We start from the raw sequence: 24,050 nt of genomic DNA on the forward strand, positions 1-24,050 counted from the left end.
CGCGGGAGCAGACAGCCATGCAGTTCCACAAGTACGACGTCGTGATCATCGGCGCCGGCGGCGCCGGGATGCGCGCGGCGATCGAAGCCGGCCAGCGCGCCCGCACGGCGGTGCTCACCAAGCTCTACCCCACCCGCTCCCACACGGGCGCGGCGCAGGGCGGCATGTGCGCCGCGCTGGCGAACGTGGAGGAGGACAACTGGGAGTGGCACACCTTCGACACGATCAAGGGCGGCGACTACCTGGTCGACCAGGACGCCGCCGAGATCATGGCGAAGGAGGCCATCGACGCGGTCCTCGACCTGGAGAAGATGGGCCTGCCGTTCAACCGCACGCCCGAGGGCAAGATCGACCAGCGGCGGTTCGGCGGCCACACCCGCAACCACGGTGAAGCCGCCGTGCGCCGGGCCTGCTACGCGGCCGACCGCACCGGCCACATGATCCTCCAGACGCTGTACCAGAACTGCGTCAAGCACGGCATCGAGTTCTTCAACGAGTTCTACGTCCTCGACATCTGCCTCACCGAGACGGAGAACGGCCCGGTCTGCACCGGCGCGGTGGCCTACGAGCTGGCGACCGGCGAGATCCACGTCTTCCAGGCCAAGTCGGTCGTGTTCGCGACCGGCGGCTTCGGCAAGGTCTTCAAGACCACCTCGAACGCGCACACCCTGACCGGCGACGGCATGGGCATCGTGTTCCGCAAGGGCCTGCCGCTGGAGGACATGGAGTTCTACCAGTTCCACCCGACCGGCCTCGCGGGCCTGGGCATCCTGCTCACCGAGGGCGCCCGCGGCGAGGGCGCGATCCTGCGCAACGGCTCCGGCGAGCGGTTCATGGAGCGCTACGCACCGACCATCAAGGACCTCGCGCCGCGCGACATCGTCGCCCGCTCGATGGCCCTGGAGGTCCTCGAAGGGCGCGGCGCGGGCCCGAACAAGGACTACGTGCTCCTCGACTGCACCCACCTGGGCGCCGAGGTCCTGGAGACGAAGCTCCCCGACATCACCGAGTTCGCCCGCACCTACCTCGCGGTCGACCCGGTGAAGGAGCCCGTCCCCGTCTACCCGACGGCGCACTACGCCATGGGCGGCATCCCGACCAACATCCACGGCGAGGTGCTGCGGGACAACGACCACGTCGTCCCCGGCCTCTACGCCGCCGGCGAGTGCGCGTGCGTGTCCGTGCACGGCGCGAACCGCCTGGGCACCAACTCGCTGCTCGACATCAACGTGTTCGGCCGGCGCGCGGGCATCGCCGCCGCCGAGTACGCGAACGGCACCGAGCACGTCGAGCTGCCGGAGAACCCCGCGGCGAACGTCGAGGCGCAGGTCGCCCTGGTCCTGTCCGAGCACGGCGAGGAGCGCGTCGCGGACATCCGCACCGAGCTCCAGGCCACGATGGACGCCAACGCGTCCGTCTACCGCACGGAGGACACGCTCAAGCAGGCGCTGCACGACGTGCAGGCGCTGAAGGAGCGCTACCAGCGGATCACCGTGCAGGACAAGGGCAAGCGGTTCAACACGGACCTGCTGGAGGCCGTCGAGCTGGGCTTCCTGCTGGAGCTGGCCGAGGTCCTGGTCGTCGGCGCCCTGGCGCGCAAGGAGTCCCGCGGCGGCCACGCCCGCGAGGACTACCCGAACCGCGACGACACGAACTTCATGCGCCACAGCATGTACTACAAGCAGGGCGAGGGCCTGGCGTCCGACATCCGGCTCGACTACAAGCCCGTGACGTTCACCCGGTACCAGCCGATGGAGCGCAAGTACTGATGACCGCAACCGCTGAAGTCACGACCGGTTCGCGCGGCAACCAGCCCCCGGTGCCGGACGGCGCGATCACCGTCACCCTGAAGGTCCGGCGCTTCAACCCGGAGTTCGACGACGAGCCCCGCTGGGACAGCTTCGAGATCCCGGCGCTGTCCTCGGACCGCGTGCTGAACCTGCTGCACTACGTGAAGTGGTACCTGGACGGCACGCTCACGTTCCGCCGCTCGTGCGCCCACGGCATCTGCGGCTCGGACGCGATGCGCATCAACGGCGTCAACCGCCTCGCGTGCAAGGTGCTGCTCAAGGACCTCCTCGCGGGCGGCGGCAAGCAGACCACGATCACCGTCGAGCCGATCAAGGGTCTGCCCGTCCACAAGGACCTCCTGGTGGACATGGAGCCGTTCTTCGAGGCGTTCAAGGCCGTCAAGCCGTACCTCATCACCTACGGCAACGAGCCCACCCGTGAGCGCGTGCAGTCCATCGCCGACCGGGAGCGCTTCGACGACACGACGAAGTGCATCCTGTGCGCCGCCTGCACCACCTCGTGCCCGGTGTACTGGACCGAGGGCAGCTACTTCGGCCCGGCGGCCATCGTGAACGCCCACCGCTTCATCTTCGACAGCCGCGACGAGGGCGCCGAGGAGCGGTTGGACATCCTGAACGACGTGGACGGCGTGTGGCGCTGCCGCACGACGTTCAACTGCACCGACGCGTGCCCCCGCGGCATCCAGGTGACGAAGGCGATCCAGGAGGTCAAGCGCGCGCTGCTGTTCAAGCGCGTCTGACCGGCAGGCACGAAAAGGGGCGGGGACCACGTGGTCCCCGCCCCTTTCGGCGTCTCGCGCCGGTCAGGCGGGCGGGCTGGTCCCCGTCGCCGCCGCCGCGCGCCGGGCGCGCGCCGCCCTGGCCCGCCGGGCCCGCAGGTACATGACGAACGCCAGCACGAGGCCCAGCCCGGCCACCGCCGTGAGGGGGCCGCCGACGTTGCCGAACGCCTTGTGCATGGCCGAGTTCCGGGGGTCCTGGCCGGCGTCGGCGGCCTGGCCCGGCGCGGCGCTGGTCGGGTTGGTCGCCCTCGGCTCGGTCTCCTTCTTCTTCGCCTGGGGCGCGCCCTCGACGAGCCGCCCCACCGGGTTGCCCGCGGCGGCCGGCTCCAGGGCGAACCCGTAGTCGAGCAGCCGCGCGGCCTGGTCGGTCATCCGGATCGGCTGCTGCCGGCCGCGCAGCAGCACGACCACCAGCCGCTTGCCGCCGCGCTGGGCCGCGCCCACGTACGTGTGCTGGGCGTCGTCGGTGAACCCGGACTTGCCGCCCAGCGCGCCCTGGTAGGAGGTGAGCAGCCGGTTGTCGTTGACCACCGGCATCGTGCCGTTGCCGTCCGGGGACGGGAAGTCGATGCGCTGCGTGGTGACGGCCTTGGCGAAGTCCGGGTACGTCAGGGCCGCGCGGAAGATCAGCGCCACGTCGTAGGCCGACGTGGAGGTGCCCGGTGCGTCCAGGCCGGAGGGCGTCACGGCCCGCGTGTCCATCGCGCCCAGCTCCTTGGCCAGCGCGTTCATCTTCCGGATCGCGGACGGGATGCCGCCGAGCCGCCGGGCCAGGGCGTGCGCCACGTCGTTGCCCGAGGCCATGACCAGCGCCTGGAGCATCTGCTCGACGGTGTACTCGGCGCCGACCCGCAGGTTGGTGCAGGTGCACTCCTGCGCGGCGTCCTCGGCGTTGACCGTCACGGTGGAGGTCGGGGACAGCTCCTTGGCGACGACCATCGCCAGCAGCACCTTGATCACCGACGCGGGGCGCTGGCGGCCGTGCGGGTTGTTGGCGGCCAGCACGGCGCCGCTGTCCATGTCGGCCAGCAGCCAGCTCGCCGCCGTGATGGAGTCCGGCAGGGGCCGCGCGTTCGGCGGCAGCACCAGCCCGCACTCGCCGAGGCGCTCGCCGCCGACGGGGGTCTCCGGCACCTCCAGCGGCTGGGGCGCCTGCTGACCGGGGGGCACCTGCTCGGACGTGTCCACCGCGGGTGGCGGCGACACCTCGTTCGGGCAGGCGGGCTGGGCGCTCGCGACCGGCACCGCGGCGAACACCGCGGAGGCCGTCAGCGCGCAGGCAGCCAGGACTGTGGCAACGGGCCGTCGGAACGCGGAGGAACGCACCCGTCCAGGCTAGCCACCCCGGATGAGTGACCTTCACCCGCCACGTCCGATACTGCTCGGGTGAAGCTCTCCCGCGGCATGTCCTGGTTCCTGCTCGCCTTCGGGGTGTGGTCCTGGGTGATCTGGCCGAACTTCCTGCGCAACATCTGGAAGGACCCCCGCTCGTGGGACGCCGGGCCCACCGCGTTCTTCACCGTCCACCTGCTGCTCGTCGTCGCCTCCCTCGCCTTCGGCACCGTCATCGGGGTCCTGGGCGTGCGCGGCGTGCGGGCGGGACGCAGCAGGTAACCCACCACACCTGGAGGCTCCGCCGTGGAGTTCGTGCGCCTACTGCTGGTGTTCCTGCACCTGCTCGGCATGGGCATGCTCGTCGCGATGTTCTTCGTCCAGCGCCGCGCCGGGGCGGACGCCCCGATGAACAAGGGCTGGCTGCACGGCAGCGCGCTCCAGCTGCTCACCGGCGTCGCGCTGGTCGGTCTGGCGCCGCTCACGGACCAGGACTACGACCACGTCAAGATCGGGGTCAAGACGCTGGTGCTGGTGGTCATCGCGGCCCTGGTCGCGGTCAACGTGAACAAGAGGCCCGCGTCGTGGCTGACCCCGGCGCTGGCCGGGCTCGTGGTGCTCAACGTGGGCATCGCCGTCTTCTGGACCTGAGCCGTCTTCCGGACCTGAGCCGCCTCGCGGACCCGGGCGACGACCGCGGTCACCTGCGCCGGAACAGGGCGCCCAGCAGCACCCCCGCGCCGACCAGCCCGGCGGCGGCGCGGGGGCCGGGGCCCGAGCGGACCTCCACCACCGGCCGGATCACCGCCGGCGGTGGCGGGGGCGGCGGGTCCCTGAGCAGGTTCTCCCGGGCCGTGGCCGTCCAGGCCGTGATGAACAGCAGGAACTGCGCGACGAGGTTCGCGAAGAACAGCACGCCGATGATCGGGCCGAACGCCGCGCCGGCGGGCGACGCCGTGACGCTGCTCAGGTAGATCGTCCCGGCCTGCTTGAGCACCTCGAACCCGATCGCGGCGGCGGCGGCGCCCTTGAGCGCGCTGCGCAACCCGACCGGCTTGCGCGGGAGCTTGGCCAGCACCCAGAGGAACACCAGCCAGTTCGCGACCAGAGCCAGCATGATCGTGCCGACCTTCAGCATCGCCTGCGCCCACCAGACGCCCTCCAGGCCGATCCACCGCAGCACCAGCTCGGCGAACCCGCTGCCCAGGGCGGTGAGGCCGAACGACACGACCAGCGCCAGCCCCAGGCCGAGCAGGGCCAGCAGGTCCTTCAGGGCCGTCTTCAGGAACGGCAGGTCCGCCTTCGCCTGGCCCCACTGGGCGGTGAGCGCGTCGCGGAGGTTCTGCATCCAGCCGAAACCGGAGTAGACGGCGGTGAGCAGGCCGAGCACGCCGACCGTGCCCTTGCTGTCGATGGCCTGCTCGACCACCTTGTTGATCGTGTCGCCGAGCGCGCCGGGCACCGCCTCGGCGATGCTCACCTTCATCTCGTCCAGCAGTTGGGGCTGGGACGCCAGCACGAAGCCGGCGACCGCGAACCCGATCATCAGCATGGGCACGAGCGACAGCACGCTGAAGTACGTCACCGCCGCGGCGTAGTGCGTCCCGTACTGGTTCTGGTAGCGGTCGAAGGCCCGGAGCAGGTGGTCGAGCCACGGCTTCTCGCGCCGGAGCCGCTGGATCCTCGACTCGGCCTTCGCCTCTTCCGCCACGGCGAGAACGCTAGGCGAGCGGGTGATCACCCGCCACTCGAACGGGGGAGGTCAGGTCCGGGCCAGGAACCCGATCCGCTCGTAGGTCCGCGCCAGCGTCCTCGACGCCACCTCGCGCGCCCGCTCCGCGCCCCGCGCCAGCACCTTGTCCAGCTCGGGCAGGTCCGCCAGGTAGGCGTCCACCCGTGCCTGCACCGGCGTGACGAACTCGGTGAACACCTCGCCGAGCTCCTTCTTCAGGTCGCCGTAGCCCTTGCCCTCGAACCGGGCGACGAGCGAGTCCACCGACTCCCCGCTCAGCGCGGAGTGGATGACCAGCAGGTTGCTGACGCCGGCCTTGTGCTCGGGGTCGTAGACGATCTCGCGCCCGGTGTCGGTGACCGCCGACCGGATCTTCTTGGCCGACCGCTTCGGGTCGTCCAGCAGCTCGACCACGCCCGCCGGCACGGACTTCGACATCTTCGACGTCGGGTCCTGGAGGTCGTAGATCTTCGCGGTGTCCTTGACGATGTACGGCTCGGGCAGCCGGAACGTCTTGCCGTACCGGGTGTTGAACCGCTGCGCGAGGTCGCGGGTCAGCTCCAGGTGCTGGCGCTGGTCCTCGCCGACCGGCACGTGGTGCGCCTGGTAGAGCAGGATGTCCGCGGCCTGGAGGATCGGGTAGGTGAACAGGCCGACGCCGACGCCCGCCTCCTGCCGCGCGGACTTGTCCTTGAACTGGGTCATCCGGCCGGCCTCGCCGAAGCCGGTCAGGCACTGCATGACCCATCCCAGTTGGGCGTGCTCGGGCACGTGGGACTGCACGAACAGCGCGGACCGCTCGGGGTCGATGCCCAGCGCGAGCAGCTGCGCGGCCGACACCCTGGTGTTCTGCCGCAGCACCTTGGGGTCCTGCGCGACGGTGATGGCGTGCAGGTCGACGACGCAGTAGAACGCGTCGTGCGTCTCCTGGAGGGCCACCCACTGGCGCAGCGCGCCGAGGTAGTTGCCGAGGTGGAACGAGCCCGCGGTCGGCTGGATGCCGGAGAGCACGCGGGGGCGGCTCGTCGGCGCGGTGTTCTCGCCGGTGTCCCCGGCGGGGGTCTCAGGTGCCACGGGGGTGATCCTCCCAGGCGGATCAGACCCCGGTGGTGGCGGGCCGCACCTCGGCCTGCGGGGCCGTCGGCGTCGCCGCGCGCACGACCGCGGCCCGGCGACGGCGCACCAGGCCGGCCACCAGGCCGACCGCGCCGAACGCCACCGCGACGATGCCGACCGGGCCGTTCACGGCCACCGGACCGGCGGCGAGCACCGCGCCGTCCGCCGCCACCGCGACGCCCTCGACGACCAGGGAGGACGTCGCACCCAGCACCAGACCCAGGACCGCAACGCGACCGCGCACGTGCCCAGCCTCCTCACCAACACCGCGTGCACCACTACAGGGTGAACATCGTTGACGGACGGCCGCGAACCTACCGACGCTGTGGGGCTGGGGTGTTCGGTTCGGGTAAAGCGACCGGCGGCAGACTAACCACCGCCGGCCGCCCACGGGAACCCCACCCCCGTCACACGTGTCCCGGCAGCCCCGGGCTTCCCGCCCGGCGCACGGCGTCGACGCGCCCGTACGTGGTGGTCCGCTGCCGGGCCGGCCGGCCGGCCAGCGCCGCCGTCGCCGCCAGTTCCCGCGCCGTGCGGGCCGACCCGTGCTCCGAGCCGGCCATCCGGCTGATGGTCTCCTCCATGAGCGTCCCGCCCAGGTCGTTGGCGCCGCCGCGCAGCACCTCGGCCGTGCCCTCGTCGCCGAGCTTCACCCACGAGCACTGGACGTTGTCCACCCGCCCGTGCAGGGCGAGCCGGGCGAACGCGTGCACCGCCCGGTTGTCCCGCCGGGTCGGTCCGGGGCGGGCGACGCCGGCCAGGTAGATGGGTGCGTTGCGGTGCACGAACGGCAGGCCGACGAACTCGGTGAGCCCGCCGGTGCGGTCCTGGAGCGCGGCCAGCGCCCGGAAGTGCCCGAGCCAGTGGCCGGGGTGGTCGACGTGGCCGTACATCATCGTGGACGAGGAGCGGATGCCCAGCTCGTGCGCCGTGCCGACGACCTCCAGCCAGGTCGCGGCGGGCAGCTTGCCCTTGGTGAGCACCCAGCGCACGTCGTCGTCGAGGATCTCGGCGGCCGTGCCGGGGATGGTGTCGAGGCCCGCGTCGCGCAGCTCGGTCAGCCACTCGCGCACGCTCACGCCCGCCTTGGCCGCCGCGCTGACGACCTCCATCGGGCTGAACGCGTGGACGTGCATGCCGGGCACCCGCGCCTTGATCGCCCGCACGACGTCCGCGTAGTAGGTGACCGGCAGCTTCGGGTCGATGCCGCCCTGCATGCAGACCTCGGTGGCGCCCTCGTCCCACGCCTCCCGCGCGCGCTGGGCCACCTCGTCCACGGACAGCCGGAACGCGTCGGCGTCCCGCTCGCGCTGCGCGAACGCGCAGAACCGGCAGCCGACGTAGCAGACGTTGGAGAAGTTGATGTTGCGGTTGACCACGTAGGTGACGTCGTCGCCGACCACGGAGGCGCGCAGCTCGTCGGCGAGCCGGGTCATGGTCTCCAGCGCGTCGCCGTCCGCGGTGAGCAGGGCCATCGACGCCGCGGTGTCCTCCAGCAGCCTCGCCGGGTCGCTCCCGGCCAGGTCCAGCGCCCGCTTCGCGTCCTCGGGCAGCCGCTCGACCGCCGCGGGCACGGTCAGGGACGCCCAGTCGCCGTAGACGCTGTCGAAGTCGCCGCGCCGGTCGCCGGTGCGGCCCTCGGTGTCGATGGCGGTGTTCAGGTCGGCCCGGCCGTACGTGTCGAGCCCACCGTCGGGCTCCTGCCACTCGCGGCCGACGACCGGCGCGTCCGGGTCGGCCAGGCCGTCGGGCCGGGCCAGCGCCGCGACGTGCGCCGACAGCCGGGTGTCGATCCACTGGCCCGGCGCGGCGGTCACGTAGCGCGGGTAGACGGCGAGCCGCTCGCGCAGCTCGAACCCGGCCTCCCGGGTGCGTTCCGCCAGGGCGTCCACCTGCGGCCAGGGCCGCTCCGGGTTCACGTGGTCGGGCGTCACCGGGGACACGCCGCCCCAGTCGTCGATCCCGGCGCGCAGCATCAGCCCGAACTCGCCGCCGACCAGGTTCGGGGGCGCCTGCACGCTGGTGGACGACGGCATGACCAGCCGCGCCACGGCGATCGTGGCGGCCAGCTCGTGCAGGTCGGCGTCGGGCATGCCGCGCATGGCGGTGTCCGGCTTGGCCCGGAAGTTCTGGATGATCACCTCCTGCACGTGCCCGTACTGGCGGGCGACGGCGCGCATGGCCAGCAGCGACTCGGCGCGCTCGGTGACCGTCTCGCCGATGCCGATCAGGACGCCCGTGGTGAACGGCACGTTCACCCGGCCCGCGTCGGTCAGCACCCGCAGGCGCACGGCGGGCTCCTTGTCGGGGCTGCCGTGGTGCGGGCCGCCCTTCTCGCTCCACAGCCGCTCGGCGGTGGTCTCCAGCATCATCCCCATGCTGGCCGCGACCGGCCGCAGCCGCTGGAGCTCCTCCCAGCTCAGCACGCCCGGGTTGAGGTGCGGCAGCAGGCCGGTCTCCTCCAGCACCGCGATGGCGCTCGCCCGCACGTAGTCGAGCGTCGAGGAGTACCCGCGCGCCTCCAGCCACTCCCGTGCCTGCGGCCACCGCTCCTCGGGGCGGTCGCCCAGCGTGAACAGGGCCTCCTTGCACCCCTGCCCGGCCGCGCGGCGGGCGATGTCCAGCACCTCGTCGCGCTCCAGGAACGCGGCGGGCAGCTTGTGCGGGGCGGTGGCGAACGTGCAGTAGTGGCACCTGTCGCGGCACAGCCGCGTCAGCGGGATGAACGCGTTGCGGCTGTAGGTGACGGTGCCCGGGCGGCCCTCGGCGAGCAGGTGGGCGTCGCGCACCCGGCCCGCGGCGTCGAGCAGGGCGTCCAGGTCGCCGCCGCGGGCGTGCAGGAGGACCGCCGCCTCGGTGAGGTCGAGGACGGCGCCGTCGGCGGCGCGGCGCAGGGCGCGTCGCATCGCCGACGGGCTCGGCGTCGGTTCGGGCGGGGTGATCGAGATGTCCACGGCCACGACAACGACCTTAGGGGCGGAAAATTCCTGATCACGCCCGGAGTGACGTCCGGCACGCCGGCTCACCCCGCCGTGGCGGCCCCGTCCGGGCTCAGCGCACGGGCGCGCGTCCCGCCACGACGAGCTCGGTGTTCCGGTCGGTCACCGCGCCCACGGCGGCCGGGTCGGCGTGCGGGTCGTTGAACGCGAACTCGCGGGCCAGCGACGCGAGGCCCGCAGGGGTCGAGTCGTCGTAGCCCGCCTGGTAGGGGGCATCGCCCTCGACCAGCGTGGTGAACAGCGACAGCGTGCCGTCGGCGTTGTCGACCAGTTCGACCACCCGCGCGTGCTGCGGGTGGTCGACGTGCGCGGCCGTGTTGATCTCCCAGAACGCCCGGTCGCCGGTGCCGTGGGGCACGATCCGGTTCTCGTGCGTGTGGCCGTTGACCCAGGCCACCACGTTCGGGAAGCGCTGGAGGAGGTCCACCAGCGCGTCGCCGGTCAACCGGGGGTCGAGCGGGCGGCGGCGGTCCGGCAGGACGTTGGTCATGGTCCAGCTCGTGTGGTGGCTGAACAGCACGAACAGCTCGTCCGTCACGTCCTGGCGGTGCTGGAAGCCGAACGCGTCGAAGTACCGCGAGCTGTTCCGCTTGAGCACCCTCTCCAGCCACAGGTACTGGTGCAGCCCGATCGAGCCTTCGGCGAACCCGGCGTCGGTCGTGGTGTCGAGGCTCACGCCGGTGACGCCGGGCGCGATGCGGAAGGTGTAGAAGACGTCCACGCCGTCCGCGTTGTCCTGGGTGAACCCGTGCCCGACCGGCCCGGGCCCGGTGTTGCGCGGGTCGAGGTGGGCGCGCACGAACTCGCCGGTGCTGAACGGCCTGCGCCGGGGGTCGGGCGTGACGGTCCGCACGAGCCCCGCACCGCTCGCCAGCAGCGCCAGCGCGTCCGGCACGTAGGCGGGGTCGCGCAGCGCCCGCCCGATCACGTCGGCCGCCGCCGGGTCGAAGCCGAAGACCTTGCGGTCGCCGGTGTAGAGGGCATCGATGAACGGGATGCCGTCGGGCAGCGAGCCGACCACGCTGTCGTCGTGGTTGCCGAACGTCGAGTACCACGGGATGCGCAGGCCGGGGCTGTCGAACGGGCGGCGGGCGGCGTCGAGCAGGCCGGGGACCACCGGGAAGCCCTTGGCCTTGTAGTCGTCGGGGGTGGTGCGGTGCGGGTTCCAGTAGGAGGCGACGCCGGAGTCCTGCACGCCCTCGTACCGGCCGGGGTCCCCGGTGTCGGCGGTGATCCGGCCGCCGTTGAGGACGGTCAGGAACCAGTCCAGCTCGACCAGCTCGTGGTTGTCGGTGTTGTCGCCGGTGGTCATCACGAAGTCGATCGGGCGACCGCTGAACGGGCCGTTGCGGATGTCGGCGACCTTGCGCACCAGCGCCGTCGAGGTGTGCTGCGCGAGCGTCTCGTGCGCCCGGAAGGCCCCCGCGCCCAGCAGCGGGTGCGTGTACTCGAAGCGGGCGGGGCTCTGCGCGTCGACCACGTGCATGTCGCTGAACTGCACGAAGCACGCGAGCGGCACCCGCCGGTCGGCCCGACCGCCCTGCGGCGGGGCCAGGTCGGACCGCACCACGACCGGCCACCCGGGTCCGGCCTGGAGCCGCCGGTACCCGGCCGGTCCGACGGCCCGCGCCGCCACGTCCAGGGTGGTGCCCGTGGTGGCGGCCCACGCGGGCCCGCCCCACAGCAGGGAAGCCCCGGCCACCCCGCCCGCCTGCAAGAACCGCCGTCGGCTGATCCCCATCGACCGCTCCCCACGTTCCGGTTGTCGTGAAAACTTCTCACGATTTCGTGAGGAGGTCACCAACTCGGCGTGAAGTGCGTACGAACGAGCGAAGCCGAAGGTCCGGTCGACCGATCGGGTTCCGTGAACGGCGTGCGACGCACCGGGAGGTGCGCGGGGGTCAGGCCGCGTACAGCTGTTCCCCGGTTTCCACCACGCGCCGCCGGAGGTGCGGGTTGCGGATGCCGGCCGCGCTCACGACACCGACCGGTCGGCCGAAGATCCGCTCCAGCCCTTCCTTGAGGGCGGAGTAGCTGCCGAAGTAGTCGAAACCCGGACCGGCGTCGAACTCCACGAGGACGTCCACGTCACCGGACACCACGTCGAACGAGTCGCCGACAGCGGACCCGAACACGTCGAGACGGCGGACGCCCACCACGCGGCACAGCTCCTCGACCTCGGACCGCTTGGCCGCGATGACCTCGTGCACGAACGCCACCCCTCACGGTCGCGCCGGGTCACCGGTCAGCCGTACACCACCGTGACCGGCGCGTGGTCCGACCAGCGCTCGGCGTACGTCGCCGCCCGCTCCACCACCGCCGACGCGGCCCGGGCCGCCAACCCCTCCGTCGCCACCTGGTAGTCGATCCGCCAGCCGGAGTCGTTGTCGAACGCCTTCCCCCGGTACGACCACCACGTGTACGGCCCCGCCACGTCCGGGTGCAGCGACCGCACCACGTCGACGTACCGCGCCTCGCCGAACACCCGGTCCATCCAGGCCCGTTCCTCCGGCAGGAACCCGGCCGACTTCTGGTTCGTCTTCCACGCCTTCAGGTCCTCGGGCCGGTGGGCGATGTTCCAGTCGCCGCACACCAGGACCTCGCGCCCGTCGGCCGTCGCCTTGTCGCGCAGCTCCACCAGGTACGGCAGGAACGCCGCGGTGAACCGCTCCTTCTCGTCCTGCCGGGGCGTGCCGACGTCACCGCTGGGCAGGTACAGCGACGCGACCACGACGTCCGCCAGCTCGACCTCGACGTACCGGCCCGAGTTCTCGAACTCCGCCGCGCCGAACCCGACCCGCACGGCCCGGGGCTCCTCGCGCGTCAGCACCGCGACGCCGTTGCGGCCCTTGAGCTCGCAGTGCGCCTGCGCCACGTGCCACCCCGGGGGCGAGCGCACCTCGTCGGGCAGCTGCCCCGGCTCGGCGCGCACCTCCTGGAGGCACACCACGTCCGCGGACGTCGCGGCGAGCCACTCCAGGTAGCCCTTCTTGACGGCCGCGCGCAGCCCGTTGACGTTGACGGTGGAGACGGTCAGCACCCGAACAGCCTAGCCGCGCCCGACCGTCGCCCAGCCGTGCGGGTAGGCCGCCCCGCACCCCGTGCACGACGCCTCCAGCCCCAGCACCAGCACCAGCGGGCTGCTGCCGCCCGGCGACGGCACGCCCGCCAGCTCGTGCCCGTCCAGCGACGCCCGCAACCCCGGCCACTCCGGCGAGCAGGCGCACGTCACCACGTCCCGGCGGAACGACCGCCACCTGAAGAACATGCGCCCATGACACCACTCAGACGCAGGCGCCGACCGACTCGGGCGTCACGAACTCGTCCTTCACCCACCTGCCGTCGACGAGCAGCCGGAACCCGTTCTCCACCCTCGGCTCGGCGTCGACCACCGCCCCGCGCGGGAGCGTGGCCACGATCGGCTGGGTGTCGGCCGGCCCGGACCGCACGTTGAGCACGTCGGCGGCCACCGTGACGCGGCACCCGCCCGTCCCGGCGCCCTCCGCGCCCAGCTTCTCCCCGCCGTTGGCGACGTACATGACCCCGGCGGTCGCCAGCACCCCGACCACCACGAGCCCCCGCGTGGGAATCCCGAACACAACGCCTCCCCGCACCTCTCCCGAAGTGCAGGTATAGCGCGCACGGCGGCCCCCACACCGCCACCGCGCCCGATCCACCCGACCGTCGAACCGACCGGGTGACGCGGTCACCCGCGATGACGGAGGGCCCGACCGCGCCGGAGCACGATCGGGCCCTTCGCCGAAGAGGGGGGCGGGCTCAGCCGGCCATCCGCTTCTGCAGGTTCTCGTCCAGCGTCGCGAGGAAGTCCTCGGTCGTCTGCCACTCCTGCTCCGGGCCGACGAGCAGCGCCAGGTCCTTCGTCATCTTCCCGCTCTCGACGGTCCCGACGACGACCTTCTCCAGCGTCTCGGCGAAGCCGGTGACCTCGGGGGTGCCGTCCAGCTTGCCGCGGTGCTTCAGGCCACCGGTCCACGCGTAGATCGAGGCGATCGGGTTCGTGGAGGTCGGCTTGCCGGCCTGGTGCTGGCGGTAGTGGCGGGTCACCGTGCCGTGCGCCGCCTCGGCCTCGACGGTCCGGCCGTCCGGCGTCATCAGCACCGACGTCATCAGGCCGAGCGAGCCGAAGCCCTGCGCGACCGTGTCGGACTGCACGTCGCCGTCGTAGTTCTTGCACGCCCAGACGTAGCCGCCCTCCCACTTCATCGCGGCGGCGACCATGTCGTCGATCAGGCGGTGCTCGTAGGTGAGGCCGGCGGCGTCGAACTGGCCCTTGAACTCCTCCTCGAACACCTTCTGGAAGATGTCCTTGAAGGCGCCGTCGTACGCCTTGAGGATGGTGTTCTTGGTCGACATGTAGACCGGGTAGTTGCGCTGGAGGCCGTACGAGAACGACGCCCGCGCGAAGTCCTCGATCGACTTGTTGAAGTTGTACATGCCCATGGCCACGCCGCCGTCGGCACCGTAGTTGGCGACCACGTGCTTGATCGGCTCGGAGCCGTCCTCGGGCGTGAAGGTGATCGTCAGCTCACCGGCGCCGGGCACCTTGAAGTTGGTGGCCTTGTACTGGTCGCCGTGGGCGTGGCGGCCGATGATGATCGGCTTGGTCCAGCCCGGCACCAGCCGCGGGATGTTCGAGATGATGATCGGCTCGCGGAACACCACGCCGCCGAGGATGTTGCGGATCGTGCCGTTCGGCGAGACCCACATCTTCTTCAGGCCGAACTCCTCCACCCGCGCCTCGTCGGGCGTGATGGTGGCGCACTTGACGCCGACGCCGTGCTTCTTGATGGCGTGCGCCGAGTCGATGGTGACCTGGTCGTCGGTGGCGTCCCGGTGCTCGATCCCCAGGTCGTAGTACTCGAGGTCGACGTCCAGGTACGGGTGGATCAACTTGTCCTTGATGAACTGCCAGATGATCCGGGTCATCTCGTCGCCATCGAGCTCGACGACGGTCCCCTGAACCTTGATCTTGCCCATACTCAGGGCGCTCCTCTCGCGACAATGCAAGCAAGACAAGCGTACTGCTATGTCGGGTTGCTTGCGTCCACCCCGGGCCGAAAAGGGAACGGCGTCACACCGCCGGGCGGGGCGGCACGTGTGGTCCGGGCCAATACAACCAGCCCGGCCGCCGGTCCGCCCGTGGGGGCGCGATCGGGTGCCCGGTCGAACACGCGTTCGCCGAATGCCGCCGCACGGGCAGCCCGACCGCTAACCTCGAACCCGGAAGAGTGATCAAGGGGGCAGCGTTGTCGACGGGTCCGACCCACGCCATGAGCGGTCTGCTGGCCTGGGCGGCGGTGACCGCGCTGGCCCCGGAGCACCCCATCGGCCAGCTCACGCCGCAGAGCTGGGCGGTCGGCGCGGTGCTCGCCACGGGCGCCGCCCTGCTGCCCGACCTCGACCACCCGTCGTCGACGATCTCGCGCACGTTCGGGCCGGTCAGCGCGGGCGCGTCGGCCCTGATCAACACGATCAGCTCGTTCGTCTACCGCACGACCCGCACCCGCAAGGACTCCAACCGCGACGGCGGCCACCGCGGGCTCACGCACACCCTCGTGTTCGCGCTGGTCGCCGCCATCGCCACGACGGCCGTCGTGCAGCAGTCGCAGAAGTGGGCGCTGCCCGTGCTGATGTTCGTGTTCGCGGGCCTGGCCGTGCGCGGGATCATGAACGACTGGTGCCCGCAGAAGGACGCCCTGCTCATCACGGGCGTCTCGGCGGCCATCACGGTCGCCTGCGTGGCCTGGACGGCGCAGACCCCGGCCAGCGCGGCGGCGTGCGGGGCGGCCGTGGGCATCGGCTGCGTGGCCCACTACCTCGGCGACGCGATCACCGAGCAGGGCTGCCCGATCCTGTGGCCGATCCCGCTCGCGGGCAAGACGTGGTTCCCGGTCGCCCCGCCCAAGATCATGCGGATGAAGACCGGCGGCAAGGTCGAGATGGCGATCGTCGGTCCGATCGTGACGGCCGCGAGCGCCTGGCTGTCCGCCGCCGCCCTCCAGCAGGCGGGCGCCCTGCCGTTCCTCGGCGGTTTCGACCTCCTGCCCATCTGACCCCGCCGCACGTCCGACCCCGTCACCCGTCCGACCCCGTTACCCGTTCGGATCGGGCCACCCATTCGAATTTCGGATAACGGCCATTCGGCGGCTACCACTTCATCACCCGATCGGACTAGCCTCCACGAATCCCCGCACCGCGCCGATCGCGCCCAGGAGGACTCGTGCCCCACCCCACGCACGACAACGTTGTCGGAGTTGCCGGATGACGACCTGGCTCGGCCTGAACGCCGGTCACGACGACCCGGCCACCGCGGACTCCACCGCCGTCTCGCTGTACGAGACGCTGCTGTTCCACGCGCAGGTCGTCTGCGTGCACCTCGTCGAGGAGCGCCACGCCATGTCGTTCCGGTTGACCGACGAGCCGTCGGAGAACACCGTGTCGACGCTGATCGAGCGCGGTTACGGCGTCGCCGTGCACAACGGCAGGCTCCAGCGCCTGGCGGGTCCCGAGGAGCTGACGCGCGGCGCGCTGCGGGCCGCCCTCGCCCACCGCGACCGGAAGGAGGGGCGGGCCCTGCGGTTCCCCGGCCAGCGCACGCTGCGCGGTCGCTACGGCGTCTCGGACATCATCGCGTTCAGCGCGATCGAGGAGGTCCTGCCGCACGGCACCAAGAGCGTCGACGCGCGCGGCGAACTCCGGCCGTCGTTCGTCAACGGCCGCCTGGTCCTGCACGCGTCCTAGCCCGGGTCCGGATCCCGGCCCGGGTCTAACCGGGGTGGGCGCCCACCGCGTCCCTGATCTCGGAGCCCAGCTCGGCGGCGTTGCGCGCGCAGTGGGCGCAGCAGAAGAACCGGCCCTCGACCTCGACGCCGTGGCCGAGGATGCGGGTCTCGCAGTGCTCGCAGCGCGGCGCGAGGCGCTGGGCCGCGCACTCGAAGCTGTCGAAGGTGTGCACGCCGCCGCCCACCGTGCGCACCTCGAAGGTCATCCAGTAGTCGTTGCCGCACACGTCGCAAATCGCCATGGGCGCAGCCTGCGCCGGTCGTGACCACCCGGCAACTCGACCTCCGGGTCGGTGACCAGCACGTACACCCGTTGGTGGGACGAACCGCCACCGCCGGGGGATGAGCGGACCAGGCCGGACTCGAACCGGCGTCCTCCCTCCCAGGGGGAGGGCGCGTCAACCACTGCGCTACATGGTCCCGAGCCGGGCCGGATTCGAACCGACGTCCTCCCCCGCGCAGGGGGCGCGACAACCACTGCGCTACCAGGCTCCTGGGAACAACCCTAACCATTCCCACACCCCCGAAGACAGTGCCGCTAAGGTCTGCCGCGTGCGCGGGGTCGACTACTACGAACTCCTCGGGGTCGGTCGCGACGCGTCCGAGGCGGAGATCAAGTCCGCATACCGCTCCCTGGCGAAGGTCATGCACCCCGACGCGGGTGGGTCCTCCGGGACGTTCCGGATGCTCCAGGAGGCATATGACACGCTGCGTGATCCCGTGCGCCGGCGTGACTACGACCGGGGCTGGACGCACACCCGACCGGGCTCGCGGCCGTCCTCGCCGACCCGGCCACCGCGGTCCGCCCGCACCGGCCGGCCCCGCAACCTCGGCGACGATCCCGACTTCGTACCCCCGAAGCCCTCGGTCGACCTCGGCGGCGTCCCGTGGTGGCACCTGGTCGACGTCGGCCAGCGCGTCCGGTACGTGCCGGCCTCCGGCCCGGGCCACGCGCCGGCGCTGGCCGCCGTCTGCGGCTGGTTCTTCCTCCTGCTGCCGGTCTTCGCGGTCGACTTCTCGCCGCTGGCGCTGGGCGTGTGGCTGCTGGTCGTCGCGGCGGCAGCGGCGGCGGCGTTCCGCCTGGTGCGGCGCTACCTGCGAGCCGCGCGCGAGGACCGGGCGTTCGCCCGCGGGACGGACCGCGAGGTCGTCCACGGCACCACGGACGACCGGGTCGCCGAACACCTGACCGCCGACCTGCTCAGCCGCTACCTGACCCGCCTGCCGGGCGTGCGCGTCTTCCACGGCCTGGCCTGGCCGGGCTCGGTGTTCGCCGACGTCGACCACGCCGTGCTGTGCGGGCGGCGGCTCGTGCTGATCGAGTCGAAGTCCTGGCTGCCCGGCCACTACGAGGTCGAGGACGACGGCGTGGTGTGGCGCAACGGCCACCCGTTCCGCGGCGGGGGCACCAGGCTCCCCAGGAGCCTGGCCGTGTACCGCAAGCTCATGCCGTGGCTCGACATCCGGTGCGCCCTGGTGGTGTACCCGAGCCGCGCGGGTGCCGTGACGGCGGAGGACCCGTCGGACGCCGTCGTGCCGCCGATGACGCCCGCCCAGTTCGTCGAGCAGGTGGGCGACTGGCTGGCCGAGGACCCGGCCACCGTGGACCGGGAGGCCCTGGACCTCCTCCTGCGCCAGGTCGTGCCGGTGTCGCGCGCCCGGTGATCACCCTTCCGGCCTGACCGGTCAACCGTTCGGCGCACGCAGACCGGGCACGCGACGGGCTACGTTCCCGGTGCCCACCACCGTCGCCGGGAGCGGAGCCTGATGCAGGTCGACGTCTTCAACGAGATCCAGGACCCCCGCCCCTGGCAGGAGGGCCACGAGGGCGCGCGGATCGCCGAGGCGCTGGAGCAGGCCAGGCTCGCCGACTCCCTCGGCTACGGCTGCTGGTGGCAGGTCGAGCACCACGGCGCCGAGGAGTTCAGCCTGTCGTCCGCGCCGGAGCTGCTGCTGGCCGCGATCTCCCAGCAGACGTCCCGCATCCGCCTGGGGCACTCGGCCGTCCTCGCCCCGGCCAACTTCAACCACCCCATCCGGATCGCCGAGCGGGCCGCGGTGCTCGACCACCTCAGCGGCGGGCGCGTGGAACTCGGCCTCACCCGCTCCACCGGGCCGGAGTGGCGGCTGTTCGGCATCGACCCGGCGGACGTGCGGCGGCAGACGCAGCAGGCGTTCGAGATGATCCCGCGGATGTGGACGTCGGAGCGCTTCTCGCACTCCAGCGAGGACTTCGAGATCCGCGACGTGCCCATCGTGCCGAAACCCCTGCAACGCCCCCACCCGCCGCTGTGGCAGGCCGCCGCGAGCCCCGCGTCGTTCGAGGAGGCGGGACGCCGGGGCGTCGGCGTCCTCGGCACCACCATCTGGGAGTCCGCCGAACGCGTCCGGCGCATGATCGCCCTCTACCGCGACGCCGCCGCGGCGTGCACCGACCCGGTGGGCGCGCGGGTCAACGACCAGGTCGCCTTCTTCACGTTCGTGCACTGCGCCGAGACCGACGAGCAGGCGGTCCGCAACGGCGCCGTCGCCGCGGCGGCCTGGTACACGGTCAAGGCCCTCACCTTCTTCGAGGCCGGCGACGCCTTCGCCGCCACCGTCCGCCACCAGCAGGAACTGCTGGACGCCCCCGACGGCGGCGGCCTGACCGGCGACTTCCTCCGGGCGGAAGCCGCGACGACCACCGGGCCGACCACGGCCCAGCAGGTCATCGCCCGGGTCCTGGAGGGCGACGACGTGCCCGACGGGGAGATCTTCGAGGCGCTCAACGAACAGGACTCGCTGATCGTCGGAAGCCCGGAAACGTGCCGCAGGAAGATGCGCACCTACGCGGACCTGGGCATCGACCGCCTGATGACCTTCCACCAGGTGGGCGGCATCAAGCACGAGGACGTGCTGACGAGCCTCCGCCTGATCGGCGACCTGATCCCGGAGTTCGCCTGACGGCGCGCGGGGCGGTAGCCGGCGACGGGTCCGGGACGGCTGGGCACCTCTGTTCCCGACCGACGAGCAGGAGGGGGACTGACGCGTGCGGGTGAAGAGCGGTCGCGAGTTCGGGCGGCACGGCCCGCTTGACCACGACGGCGCATCTCCGGGTCGCGCCCGACGCCCGGCTGAGGCGGGTCACCACACCGACCCCTTCGGCCAGGACGTGCTCGACCGGCCGCACGTCGACCTCGACACCACGCCGGCGCAGCCACTCCGCAGCTCGCCCGACGGGGTGCGCTCGTTCAAAATTTCACCGTGTTCATTTTTCCTGAACACGCGTCGATATTGAACACAGGGCAACCGAGCGCAAGTTCGACCAGCGCAACGCGCCGGCCGTCGTGACGGATGCGAGATGCATCGCCCCATCACGTCAAGGTGTTGACCACGACGGCACCTCTGCCTCGGAGTCACAGACCGTGTGCGTCCTTCCGCACACGCGCCCCAACTGCGCCTGGCCCAGGAGCCGGACGACGAACTGCTGTCCACCGACCTGTTGGCCCGCTCTCCGGCATGCTGCCGGACCAGCGCACCGTCTGATGCGCGACCACTAGCCGGCCTCGCGCCCTTCGAGAAGCCGCGCCGCCTCGGCGGGATCCATGAGGTTGGAATACGCCTGCTCACCAGGCCGAAGCGGCCGACCCGGCATGGCGAACTCGGGATACCAGCCATCCCGGTCACAACCGGGCACGAGGCTCAGGACCACGGCCACCATGTCATCCGGCACCGAACCGGTGATTCGCAGCGCTACATACGTGCCGCGCTCCTCCGAGCCCTGGATAAGCACACCAAGCTCCGCACCCGCGACTTCACCGGCGTGCTCGTGTCCGTCCAGCAGGGAAGCACACACCAGTCGGCGCACCGTGTCCCGCAGCACGCGCAGGATGCGGACACCCGCTTCGGCCCGATACCGGTCGTGGTCTTCCCCCACGGGAAGCCACTGCTCACAGAACGTCTGCGATTTCAACGGTGGGCTGTGCTCGGCGTTGTACCGCGTACGTGCTGCTACCGCCGCAGTGGCGAGCGCTTCGTAAAAATCATCCCGACTACCGTCTTCCCTCACCCCGGCCAGCAGGAGCCAACTCGGCTCCCCCGTTTCGACAACGGCTCCTCGCCACCGTTGCACCTTGACCTTGAACATGACCACGTCGTCCACGGACCGGATGCGCTCACGAGGTCCCGCCGGCACGGCGAACTGGTCGTTGGCTTTCCTGATCAGCGGGTGGTCGATCTCATCCAGCGGATCATCAATCGGCGGCAGTGCGATCCCCAGATCGTCGCGCAGGCACCGCAGGGTGGGACGAACGGTCATCAGCTTTCTCGGACTCCACCCAGTTCATCGAGGCGCTCACGGGACATGCCTGTCAGGACGGCCACCTGACTGGCTTCCGTGCCGTCGATCATCTGCATCGTGCGGCGCAGGGCTGCGTTGATCTCCTCCCGACGACTACGCAGGTACTCGCGAACCGCCGCAGAGAGAAGATCCTTCTGCGACATGTGCAGCGCGGTGGCGGCATGAGCGATCAGGGCGTGCGTCTCTTGATCAACCTTGACCGGAGCGGACTGGGCAGCCATGAAGCACCTCCAAGTACCCAAGGTTACTCGGGTACCAACATTCGTCAATCGGGAAGGGCTCGAACGCCCGAGGGCACGCGCAGTCGCTTCCGACACGACAGCATCATCCAGCGCCTCGTGACCGACGTGGCATCCTTCCGCGCATGAGCCCGAAGCTGTGTCTGGCCCAGGACCCGGACGCCGACGAACTGCTGTCCACCAACCCGTCGGCCCTGCTCTTCGGCATGTTGCTGGACCAGCAGATCACCCTGGAGAAGGCGTTCCGGGGGCCGAAGGACCTGGCCGACCGGATGGGTGGCCTCAGCGTGCACCGGGTCGCCGAGGCGGACCCCGACGAGTTCGCCGCCATCGTCGCCCGGAAGCCCGCCATCCACCGGTTCCCCGGCGCCATGGCCAAGCGGCTTCAGGTGCTCGCGCGGCACCTCGTCGAGAACTACGACGGGCAGGCCGAGCTGATCTGGACGCGTGGCGAGCCGGACGGCGCGGAGGTGTTGCACCGGCTCAAGGGGCTGCCGGGGTTCGGCGAGCAGAAGGCGAAGATCTTCCTCGCCCTGCTGGGCAAGCAGTTCGACGTGACGCCCGAGGGGTGGCGGGAGGCTGCCGGGGCCTACGGGGAGGAAGGGTCGCGCCGCAGCGTCGCGGACGTCGTGGACTCGGCGTCGTTGCGGGAGGTCCGGGACTTCAAGAAGGCCGCGAAGGCGTCGGCGAAGAACGGTTAGAGTCGCCGGCGTGCAGCTGCCGGGACTCACCGACCTCACCCCGTTGGGTCAGGGCGGGTTCGCCACCGTGTACCGCGCCCGCCAGGTCCAGCTGAACCGCGAGGTCGCGGTGAAGATCGACAACCGGGTGCTCCAGACCGAGCGGGACCGGCGGCGGTTCCTGCGGGAGGCGCACGCGGCGGCCCGGTTGTCCGGTCACCCGCACGTGGTGGGCGTGCACGACGCGAACTTCACCCCCCAGGGCACGCCCTACCTGGTCATGGAGCTGTGCTCGGGCGGGTCGCTGGCCGATCTGATCCGCCGGGACGGGCCGTTGCCCGCGGACCGGGTGCGGCAGCTCGGGGTGCAGCTCGCGGACGCGCTGGCCGCCGCGCACGCGGAGGGCGTGCTGCACCGCGACATCAAGCCCGGCAACATCCTGCTCGACCGGTACGGCACGGCGAAGCTCGCCGACTTCGGTCTCGCGGCCCTGCTCGACGCCGAGGGGTCCAGCACCGTCACCCGGGACTCGCTGAGCCCCAGCTACGCGCCGCCCGAGGCGTTCGCGATGGCCCACCCGACGCCCGCCGCCGACGTGTACTCGCTGGCCGCGACCCTGTACGACCTGCTCGCGGGCAAGCCGCCGCGCCCCGTGCCGTGGCCCATCGAGTCGTTCGACCACCTGGGCGAGGTGCTGCGGTCACCGGTGCCGCACGTACCGGGCGTGCCCCAGGACCTGCACGACGCGCTCGTGCGCGCCCTGGAGCACGACATCGCCTACCGGACGCCCAGCGCGGCCCAGCTGCGCCGGGAGCTGGAGGCGGGCGCCGGGGTCCCGGCGACCTGGACACCGCAGCAGTCCCCTGCGACGCCTCCGCCGGTGACGCCCCCGCCAGGGGTGCCGCGGCAGCCGTTCCAGCCGCCGCACTCCGGACCACCGCACTCCGGGCCGCCGCACTTCCGGCCCGCCGAGCCACCGCAGCCCTACCAGCCCCCGCAGTTCCAGCCGCGACCCACGCGCAAGCCGTGGCCGCTGGTCATCGGGGTCGCGGTGCTGGCCACGGCCGTCGCGCTCGGCACGTGGTGGTGGGCGGCACGGGAGTCGGACCGCACCTCGCCCGGCGCGAGCGGGACGGGCACCACGAACCCGTCGGAGGGCAAGCGCCTGCCCCCGCCGCAGCTGGCGGAGTGCGAGACGGGGTACTGCGTCGCCGAGCCCACCTGCTACCGCGGCATCGTGTCGATCGGCGGGCAGCCGGCGTCGGCCCGGCGGGTCGGCAACTGCTCGGAGGAGCACTACTGGGAGGCGTTCGCCGGCGGCTGGCTGAACGGCCCCGTCCCGGACCTGGACTCCGACGAGCTGGCCAGGCAGCCGCAGATCGCCGAGGTCTGCACGGCCGAGGTGATGAAGGCCAACACGCGCCCCAACGTGGACACGTCCGGCTGGCAGTTCACCGCGGTCGGGTTCACGGACGGCGAGGAGTCCTACTTCCACTGCCTGGCGAGCCCGGCGGAAGGCGGCGAGACGGCGACCAGCGCTTTCGGCTCCGAGTAGGACCGGGTCCAGGCCGCGAACACCGGCAGCGCCAGGCCGACGACGGGCGGTGCGTCGACGCGTGGCAGCCGGGCCGGACGGCGACCGCACCACGGCATCCGCCAACTTCGATCAGTATCGTAGTGCGCGCGGGCCCCGGCGGAGCACGCCGAGGGTCTGTCGTGCGGGGTGCTCGACCTCGACGCGCTCTGCCCCGACCTGCTGGACGGTGTCCCGGCGGTCGGGAGGTGACCGGCGCGGACAACACGGACAACGCGGATGACGCGGACGGGACGACGGTGGGCGACGCGAACGACTGGGAATGGGTGCGCGTCACCGCGCAGGGCCGCGTGTACGACGACGGGCGACCGAGCGCCAACCGGTTGGCCTGGGCGGCGGTCGCCCTCGCGGCCTCGCACGGCGGCGAGCGCAGCGGCGTGCGCCGGGCCCGGGCGGTGGTCGACCGGTTCGCGCTGCGCGCCCGGCTCATCCGCAGCCTGGGACCGTGGGCCGCCGACCCGGACGCGCTGGCCGAGGAGGTCATGGCCGAGCAGGACATCCCGGACCGGCAGCGCCGGCTCGCGGCCCGCGCCCTCGAACCGGTGGTCGGCCACATCCGCGACACCGACCTGCGTGCCCGTGCCGAGGACTGGGTGCGCGGCGCGTAACCGGTTCCGCCCGCG

25 protein-coding genes and 2 tRNA genes are annotated in these 24,050 nt (G+C 71.8%); 11 read left to right on the forward strand and 16 right to left on the reverse strand.

The features are described from left to right. Positions 1-17 precede the first annotated feature (17 nt). Positions 18-1,769, forward strand: coding sequence for a succinate dehydrogenase flavoprotein subunit (gene sdhA / locus J2S66_RS25265; protein WP_310309790.1), 1,752 nt, complete (start codon positions 18-20; stop codon positions 1,767-1,769). Beyond that, on the forward strand, positions 1,769-2,551 hold the full coding sequence (locus J2S66_RS25270) for a succinate dehydrogenase iron-sulfur subunit (protein ID WP_310309791.1): 783 nt from the start codon (positions 1,769-1,771) through the stop codon (positions 2,549-2,551). Before sdhA ends, J2S66_RS25270 begins: the two co-directional genes overlap by 1 nt. A gap of 63 nt (positions 2,552-2,614) precedes the next feature. Here the strand turns inward: J2S66_RS25270 and J2S66_RS25275 are convergent, their stop codons facing one another. Continuing rightward, positions 2,615-3,919, reverse strand: coding sequence for a D-alanyl-D-alanine carboxypeptidase family protein (locus tag J2S66_RS25275; protein ID WP_310309792.1), 1,305 nt, complete (start codon positions 3,917-3,919; stop codon positions 2,615-2,617). A 60-nt stretch (positions 3,920-3,979) separates the two neighbouring features. On the opposite strand from J2S66_RS25275, the gene J2S66_RS25280 reads away from it, so the two are divergent. Together J2S66_RS25280 and J2S66_RS25285 are read left to right on the forward strand one after the other, a co-directional pair. Then, a complete protein-coding gene (locus tag J2S66_RS25280) occupies positions 3,980-4,207 on the forward strand; it encodes an SCO4848 family membrane protein (protein WP_310309793.1) in 228 nt (75 codons plus the stop codon). Between the two features lie 24 nt (positions 4,208-4,231). Then, positions 4,232-4,576 carry a hypothetical protein gene (locus J2S66_RS25285; RefSeq protein ID WP_306743499.1) on the forward strand — a complete coding sequence of 115 codons (345 nt, stop codon included), beginning with the start codon at positions 4,232-4,234 and terminating at the stop codon, positions 4,574-4,576. A gap of 49 nt (positions 4,577-4,625) precedes the next feature. Here the strand turns inward: J2S66_RS25285 and yhjD are convergent, their stop codons facing one another. From yhjD to J2S66_RS25335, 10 genes are all read right to left on the reverse strand, one after another. Continuing rightward, complete coding sequence (gene yhjD / locus J2S66_RS25290) at positions 4,626-5,636, reverse strand: inner membrane protein YhjD (RefSeq protein ID WP_310309794.1); 1,011 nt, start codon at positions 5,634-5,636, stop codon at positions 4,626-4,628. A gap of 51 nt (positions 5,637-5,687) precedes the next feature. Continuing rightward, a complete protein-coding gene (trpS, locus tag J2S66_RS25295; protein ID WP_310309795.1) occupies positions 5,688-6,731 on the reverse strand; it encodes a tryptophan--tRNA ligase in 1,044 nt (347 codons plus the stop codon). Positions 6,732-6,753: 22 nt separating this feature from the next. Then, entirely contained in the window at positions 6,754-7,017 is a 264-nt protein-coding gene (locus J2S66_RS25300) for a hypothetical protein (RefSeq protein ID WP_310309796.1), read from the reverse strand. Between the two features lie 163 nt (positions 7,018-7,180). Beyond that, positions 7,181-9,733, reverse strand: a complete 2,553-nt coding sequence (locus J2S66_RS25305; protein WP_310309797.1) for a bifunctional FO biosynthesis protein CofGH — start codon at positions 9,731-9,733, stop codon at positions 7,181-7,183. Between the two features lie 91 nt (positions 9,734-9,824). Further along, the gene (locus tag J2S66_RS25310) at positions 9,825-11,513 is read right to left on the reverse strand and encodes a TIGR03767 family metallophosphoesterase (RefSeq protein WP_310309798.1); all 1,689 of its coding nucleotides are present in this window, start codon (positions 11,511-11,513) and stop codon (positions 9,825-9,827) included. A 160-nt stretch (positions 11,514-11,673) separates the two neighbouring features. Further along, positions 11,674-11,982 (reverse strand): nucleotidyltransferase family protein, encoded by a 309-nt coding sequence (locus tag J2S66_RS25315; protein ID WP_310309800.1) that lies wholly within the window; start codon positions 11,980-11,982, stop codon positions 11,674-11,676. A gap of 35 nt (positions 11,983-12,017) precedes the next feature. After that, the gene (locus J2S66_RS25320; RefSeq protein ID WP_310309801.1) at positions 12,018-12,812 is read right to left on the reverse strand and encodes an exodeoxyribonuclease III; all 795 of its coding nucleotides are present in this window, start codon (positions 12,810-12,812) and stop codon (positions 12,018-12,020) included. 9 nt (positions 12,813-12,821) lie between these two features. Further along, on the reverse strand, positions 12,822-13,040 hold the full coding sequence (locus J2S66_RS25325) for a hypothetical protein (protein WP_310309802.1): 219 nt from the start codon (positions 13,038-13,040) through the stop codon (positions 12,822-12,824). 16 nt (positions 13,041-13,056) lie between these two features. After that, positions 13,057-13,371: an SH3 domain-containing protein gene (locus J2S66_RS25330; protein WP_310309803.1), complete on the reverse strand. Its 315-nt coding sequence runs from the start codon at positions 13,369-13,371 to the stop codon at positions 13,057-13,059. A gap of 178 nt (positions 13,372-13,549) precedes the next feature. After that, positions 13,550-14,770, reverse strand: coding sequence for an NADP-dependent isocitrate dehydrogenase (locus J2S66_RS25335; protein ID WP_310309804.1), 1,221 nt, complete (start codon positions 14,768-14,770; stop codon positions 13,550-13,552). Positions 14,771-15,039: 269 nt separating this feature from the next. On the opposite strand from J2S66_RS25335, the gene J2S66_RS25340 reads away from it, so the two are divergent. Both J2S66_RS25340 and J2S66_RS25345 read left to right on the forward strand, forming a co-directional pair. Further along, the gene (locus tag J2S66_RS25340) at positions 15,040-15,846 is read left to right on the forward strand and encodes a metal-dependent hydrolase (RefSeq protein ID WP_310309805.1); all 807 of its coding nucleotides are present in this window, start codon (positions 15,040-15,042) and stop codon (positions 15,844-15,846) included. A gap of 208 nt (positions 15,847-16,054) precedes the next feature. Beyond that, positions 16,055-16,534 (forward strand): hypothetical protein, encoded by a 480-nt coding sequence (locus J2S66_RS25345; RefSeq protein WP_310309806.1) that lies wholly within the window; start codon positions 16,055-16,057, stop codon positions 16,532-16,534. Between the two features lie 25 nt (positions 16,535-16,559). On the opposite strand, the gene J2S66_RS25350 is transcribed toward J2S66_RS25345, so the two are convergent. From J2S66_RS25350 to J2S66_RS25360, 3 genes are all read right to left on the reverse strand, one after another. Next, a complete protein-coding gene (locus J2S66_RS25350; RefSeq protein WP_310309808.1) occupies positions 16,560-16,817 on the reverse strand; it encodes a metallothionein in 258 nt (85 codons plus the stop codon). Between the two features lie 105 nt (positions 16,818-16,922). Continuing rightward, positions 16,923-16,996, reverse strand: a tRNA-Pro gene (locus tag J2S66_RS25355). Beyond that, positions 16,997-17,068 (reverse strand) — tRNA-Arg (locus J2S66_RS25360). 59 nt (positions 17,069-17,127) lie between these two features. Between J2S66_RS25360 and J2S66_RS25365 the strand changes: the two genes are divergently transcribed. Together J2S66_RS25365 and J2S66_RS25370 are read left to right on the forward strand one after the other, a co-directional pair. Then, positions 17,128-18,240, forward strand: a complete 1,113-nt coding sequence (locus J2S66_RS25365) for a J domain-containing protein (RefSeq protein ID WP_310309809.1) — start codon at positions 17,128-17,130, stop codon at positions 18,238-18,240. A 102-nt stretch (positions 18,241-18,342) separates the two neighbouring features. Further along, a complete protein-coding gene (locus tag J2S66_RS25370) occupies positions 18,343-19,518 on the forward strand; it encodes an LLM class flavin-dependent oxidoreductase (RefSeq protein ID WP_310309811.1) in 1,176 nt (391 codons plus the stop codon). 592 nt (positions 19,519-20,110) lie between these two features. Here J2S66_RS25370 and J2S66_RS25375 read toward each other — a convergent pair. Next, positions 20,111-20,872: a hypothetical protein gene (locus J2S66_RS25375; RefSeq protein ID WP_310309812.1), complete on the reverse strand. Its 762-nt coding sequence runs from the start codon at positions 20,870-20,872 to the stop codon at positions 20,111-20,113. Further along, the gene (locus tag J2S66_RS25380; RefSeq protein WP_310309813.1) at positions 20,872-21,135 is read right to left on the reverse strand and encodes a hypothetical protein; all 264 of its coding nucleotides are present in this window, start codon (positions 21,133-21,135) and stop codon (positions 20,872-20,874) included. The genes J2S66_RS25375 and J2S66_RS25380 overlap by 1 nt, the downstream gene beginning before the upstream one ends. A gap of 143 nt (positions 21,136-21,278) precedes the next feature. Between J2S66_RS25380 and J2S66_RS25385 the strand changes: the two genes are divergently transcribed. The 3 genes from J2S66_RS25385 (at position 21,279) to J2S66_RS25395 (ending at position 24,035) form a co-directional block, all read left to right on the forward strand. Then, on the forward strand, positions 21,279-21,854 hold the full coding sequence (locus tag J2S66_RS25385) for an HhH-GPD-type base excision DNA repair protein (protein WP_310309815.1): 576 nt from the start codon (positions 21,279-21,281) through the stop codon (positions 21,852-21,854). A 10-nt stretch (positions 21,855-21,864) separates the two neighbouring features. After that, on the forward strand, positions 21,865-23,388 hold the full coding sequence (locus J2S66_RS25390; RefSeq protein ID WP_310309817.1) for a serine/threonine-protein kinase: 1,524 nt from the start codon (positions 21,865-21,867) through the stop codon (positions 23,386-23,388). 227 nt (positions 23,389-23,615) lie between these two features. Further along, positions 23,616-24,035 carry a hypothetical protein gene (locus J2S66_RS25395; protein WP_310309818.1) on the forward strand — a complete coding sequence of 140 codons (420 nt, stop codon included), beginning with the start codon at positions 23,616-23,618 and terminating at the stop codon, positions 24,033-24,035. The last annotated feature ends 15 nt before the right edge of the window (positions 24,036-24,050 follow it).

The sequence above is a fragment of the Saccharothrix longispora genome, assembly GCF_031455225.1.
Classification (GTDB): Bacteria; Actinomycetota; Actinomycetes; order Mycobacteriales; family Pseudonocardiaceae; genus Actinosynnema; species Actinosynnema longispora.

Excerpts from the sequence above, each read along its gene's own strand:
- sdhA (WP_310309790.1), top strand. The coding sequence starts at position 18 with ATGCAGTTCCACAAGTACGACGTCGTGATCATCGGCGCCGGCGGCGCC.
- J2S66_RS25270 (WP_310309791.1), top strand. The coding sequence starts at position 1,769 with ATGACCGCAACCGCTGAAGTCACGACCGGTTCGCGCGGCAACCAGCCC.
- J2S66_RS25310 (WP_310309798.1), bottom strand. The coding sequence starts at position 11,513 with ATGGGGATCAGCCGACGGCGGTTCTTGCAGGCGGGCGGGGTGGCCGGG.
- J2S66_RS25325 (WP_310309802.1), bottom strand. The coding sequence starts at position 13,040 with ATGTTCTTCAGGTGGCGGTCGTTCCGCCGGGACGTGGTGACGTGCGCC.
- J2S66_RS25335 (WP_310309804.1), bottom strand. The coding sequence starts at position 14,770 with ATGGGCAAGATCAAGGTTCAGGGGACCGTCGTCGAGCTCGATGGCGAC.
- J2S66_RS25345 (WP_310309806.1), top strand. The coding sequence starts at position 16,055 with ATGACGACCTGGCTCGGCCTGAACGCCGGTCACGACGACCCGGCCACC.
- J2S66_RS25350 (WP_310309808.1), bottom strand. The coding sequence starts at position 16,817 with ATGGCGATTTGCGACGTGTGCGGCAACGACTACTGGATGACCTTCGAG.
- J2S66_RS25370 (WP_310309811.1), top strand. The coding sequence starts at position 18,343 with ATGCAGGTCGACGTCTTCAACGAGATCCAGGACCCCCGCCCCTGGCAG.
- J2S66_RS25375 (WP_310309812.1), bottom strand. The coding sequence starts at position 20,872 with ATGACCGTTCGTCCCACCCTGCGGTGCCTGCGCGACGATCTGGGGATC.
- J2S66_RS25380 (WP_310309813.1), bottom strand. The coding sequence starts at position 21,135 with ATGGCTGCCCAGTCCGCTCCGGTCAAGGTTGATCAAGAGACGCACGCC.
- J2S66_RS25385 (WP_310309815.1), top strand. The coding sequence starts at position 21,279 with ATGAGCCCGAAGCTGTGTCTGGCCCAGGACCCGGACGCCGACGAACTG.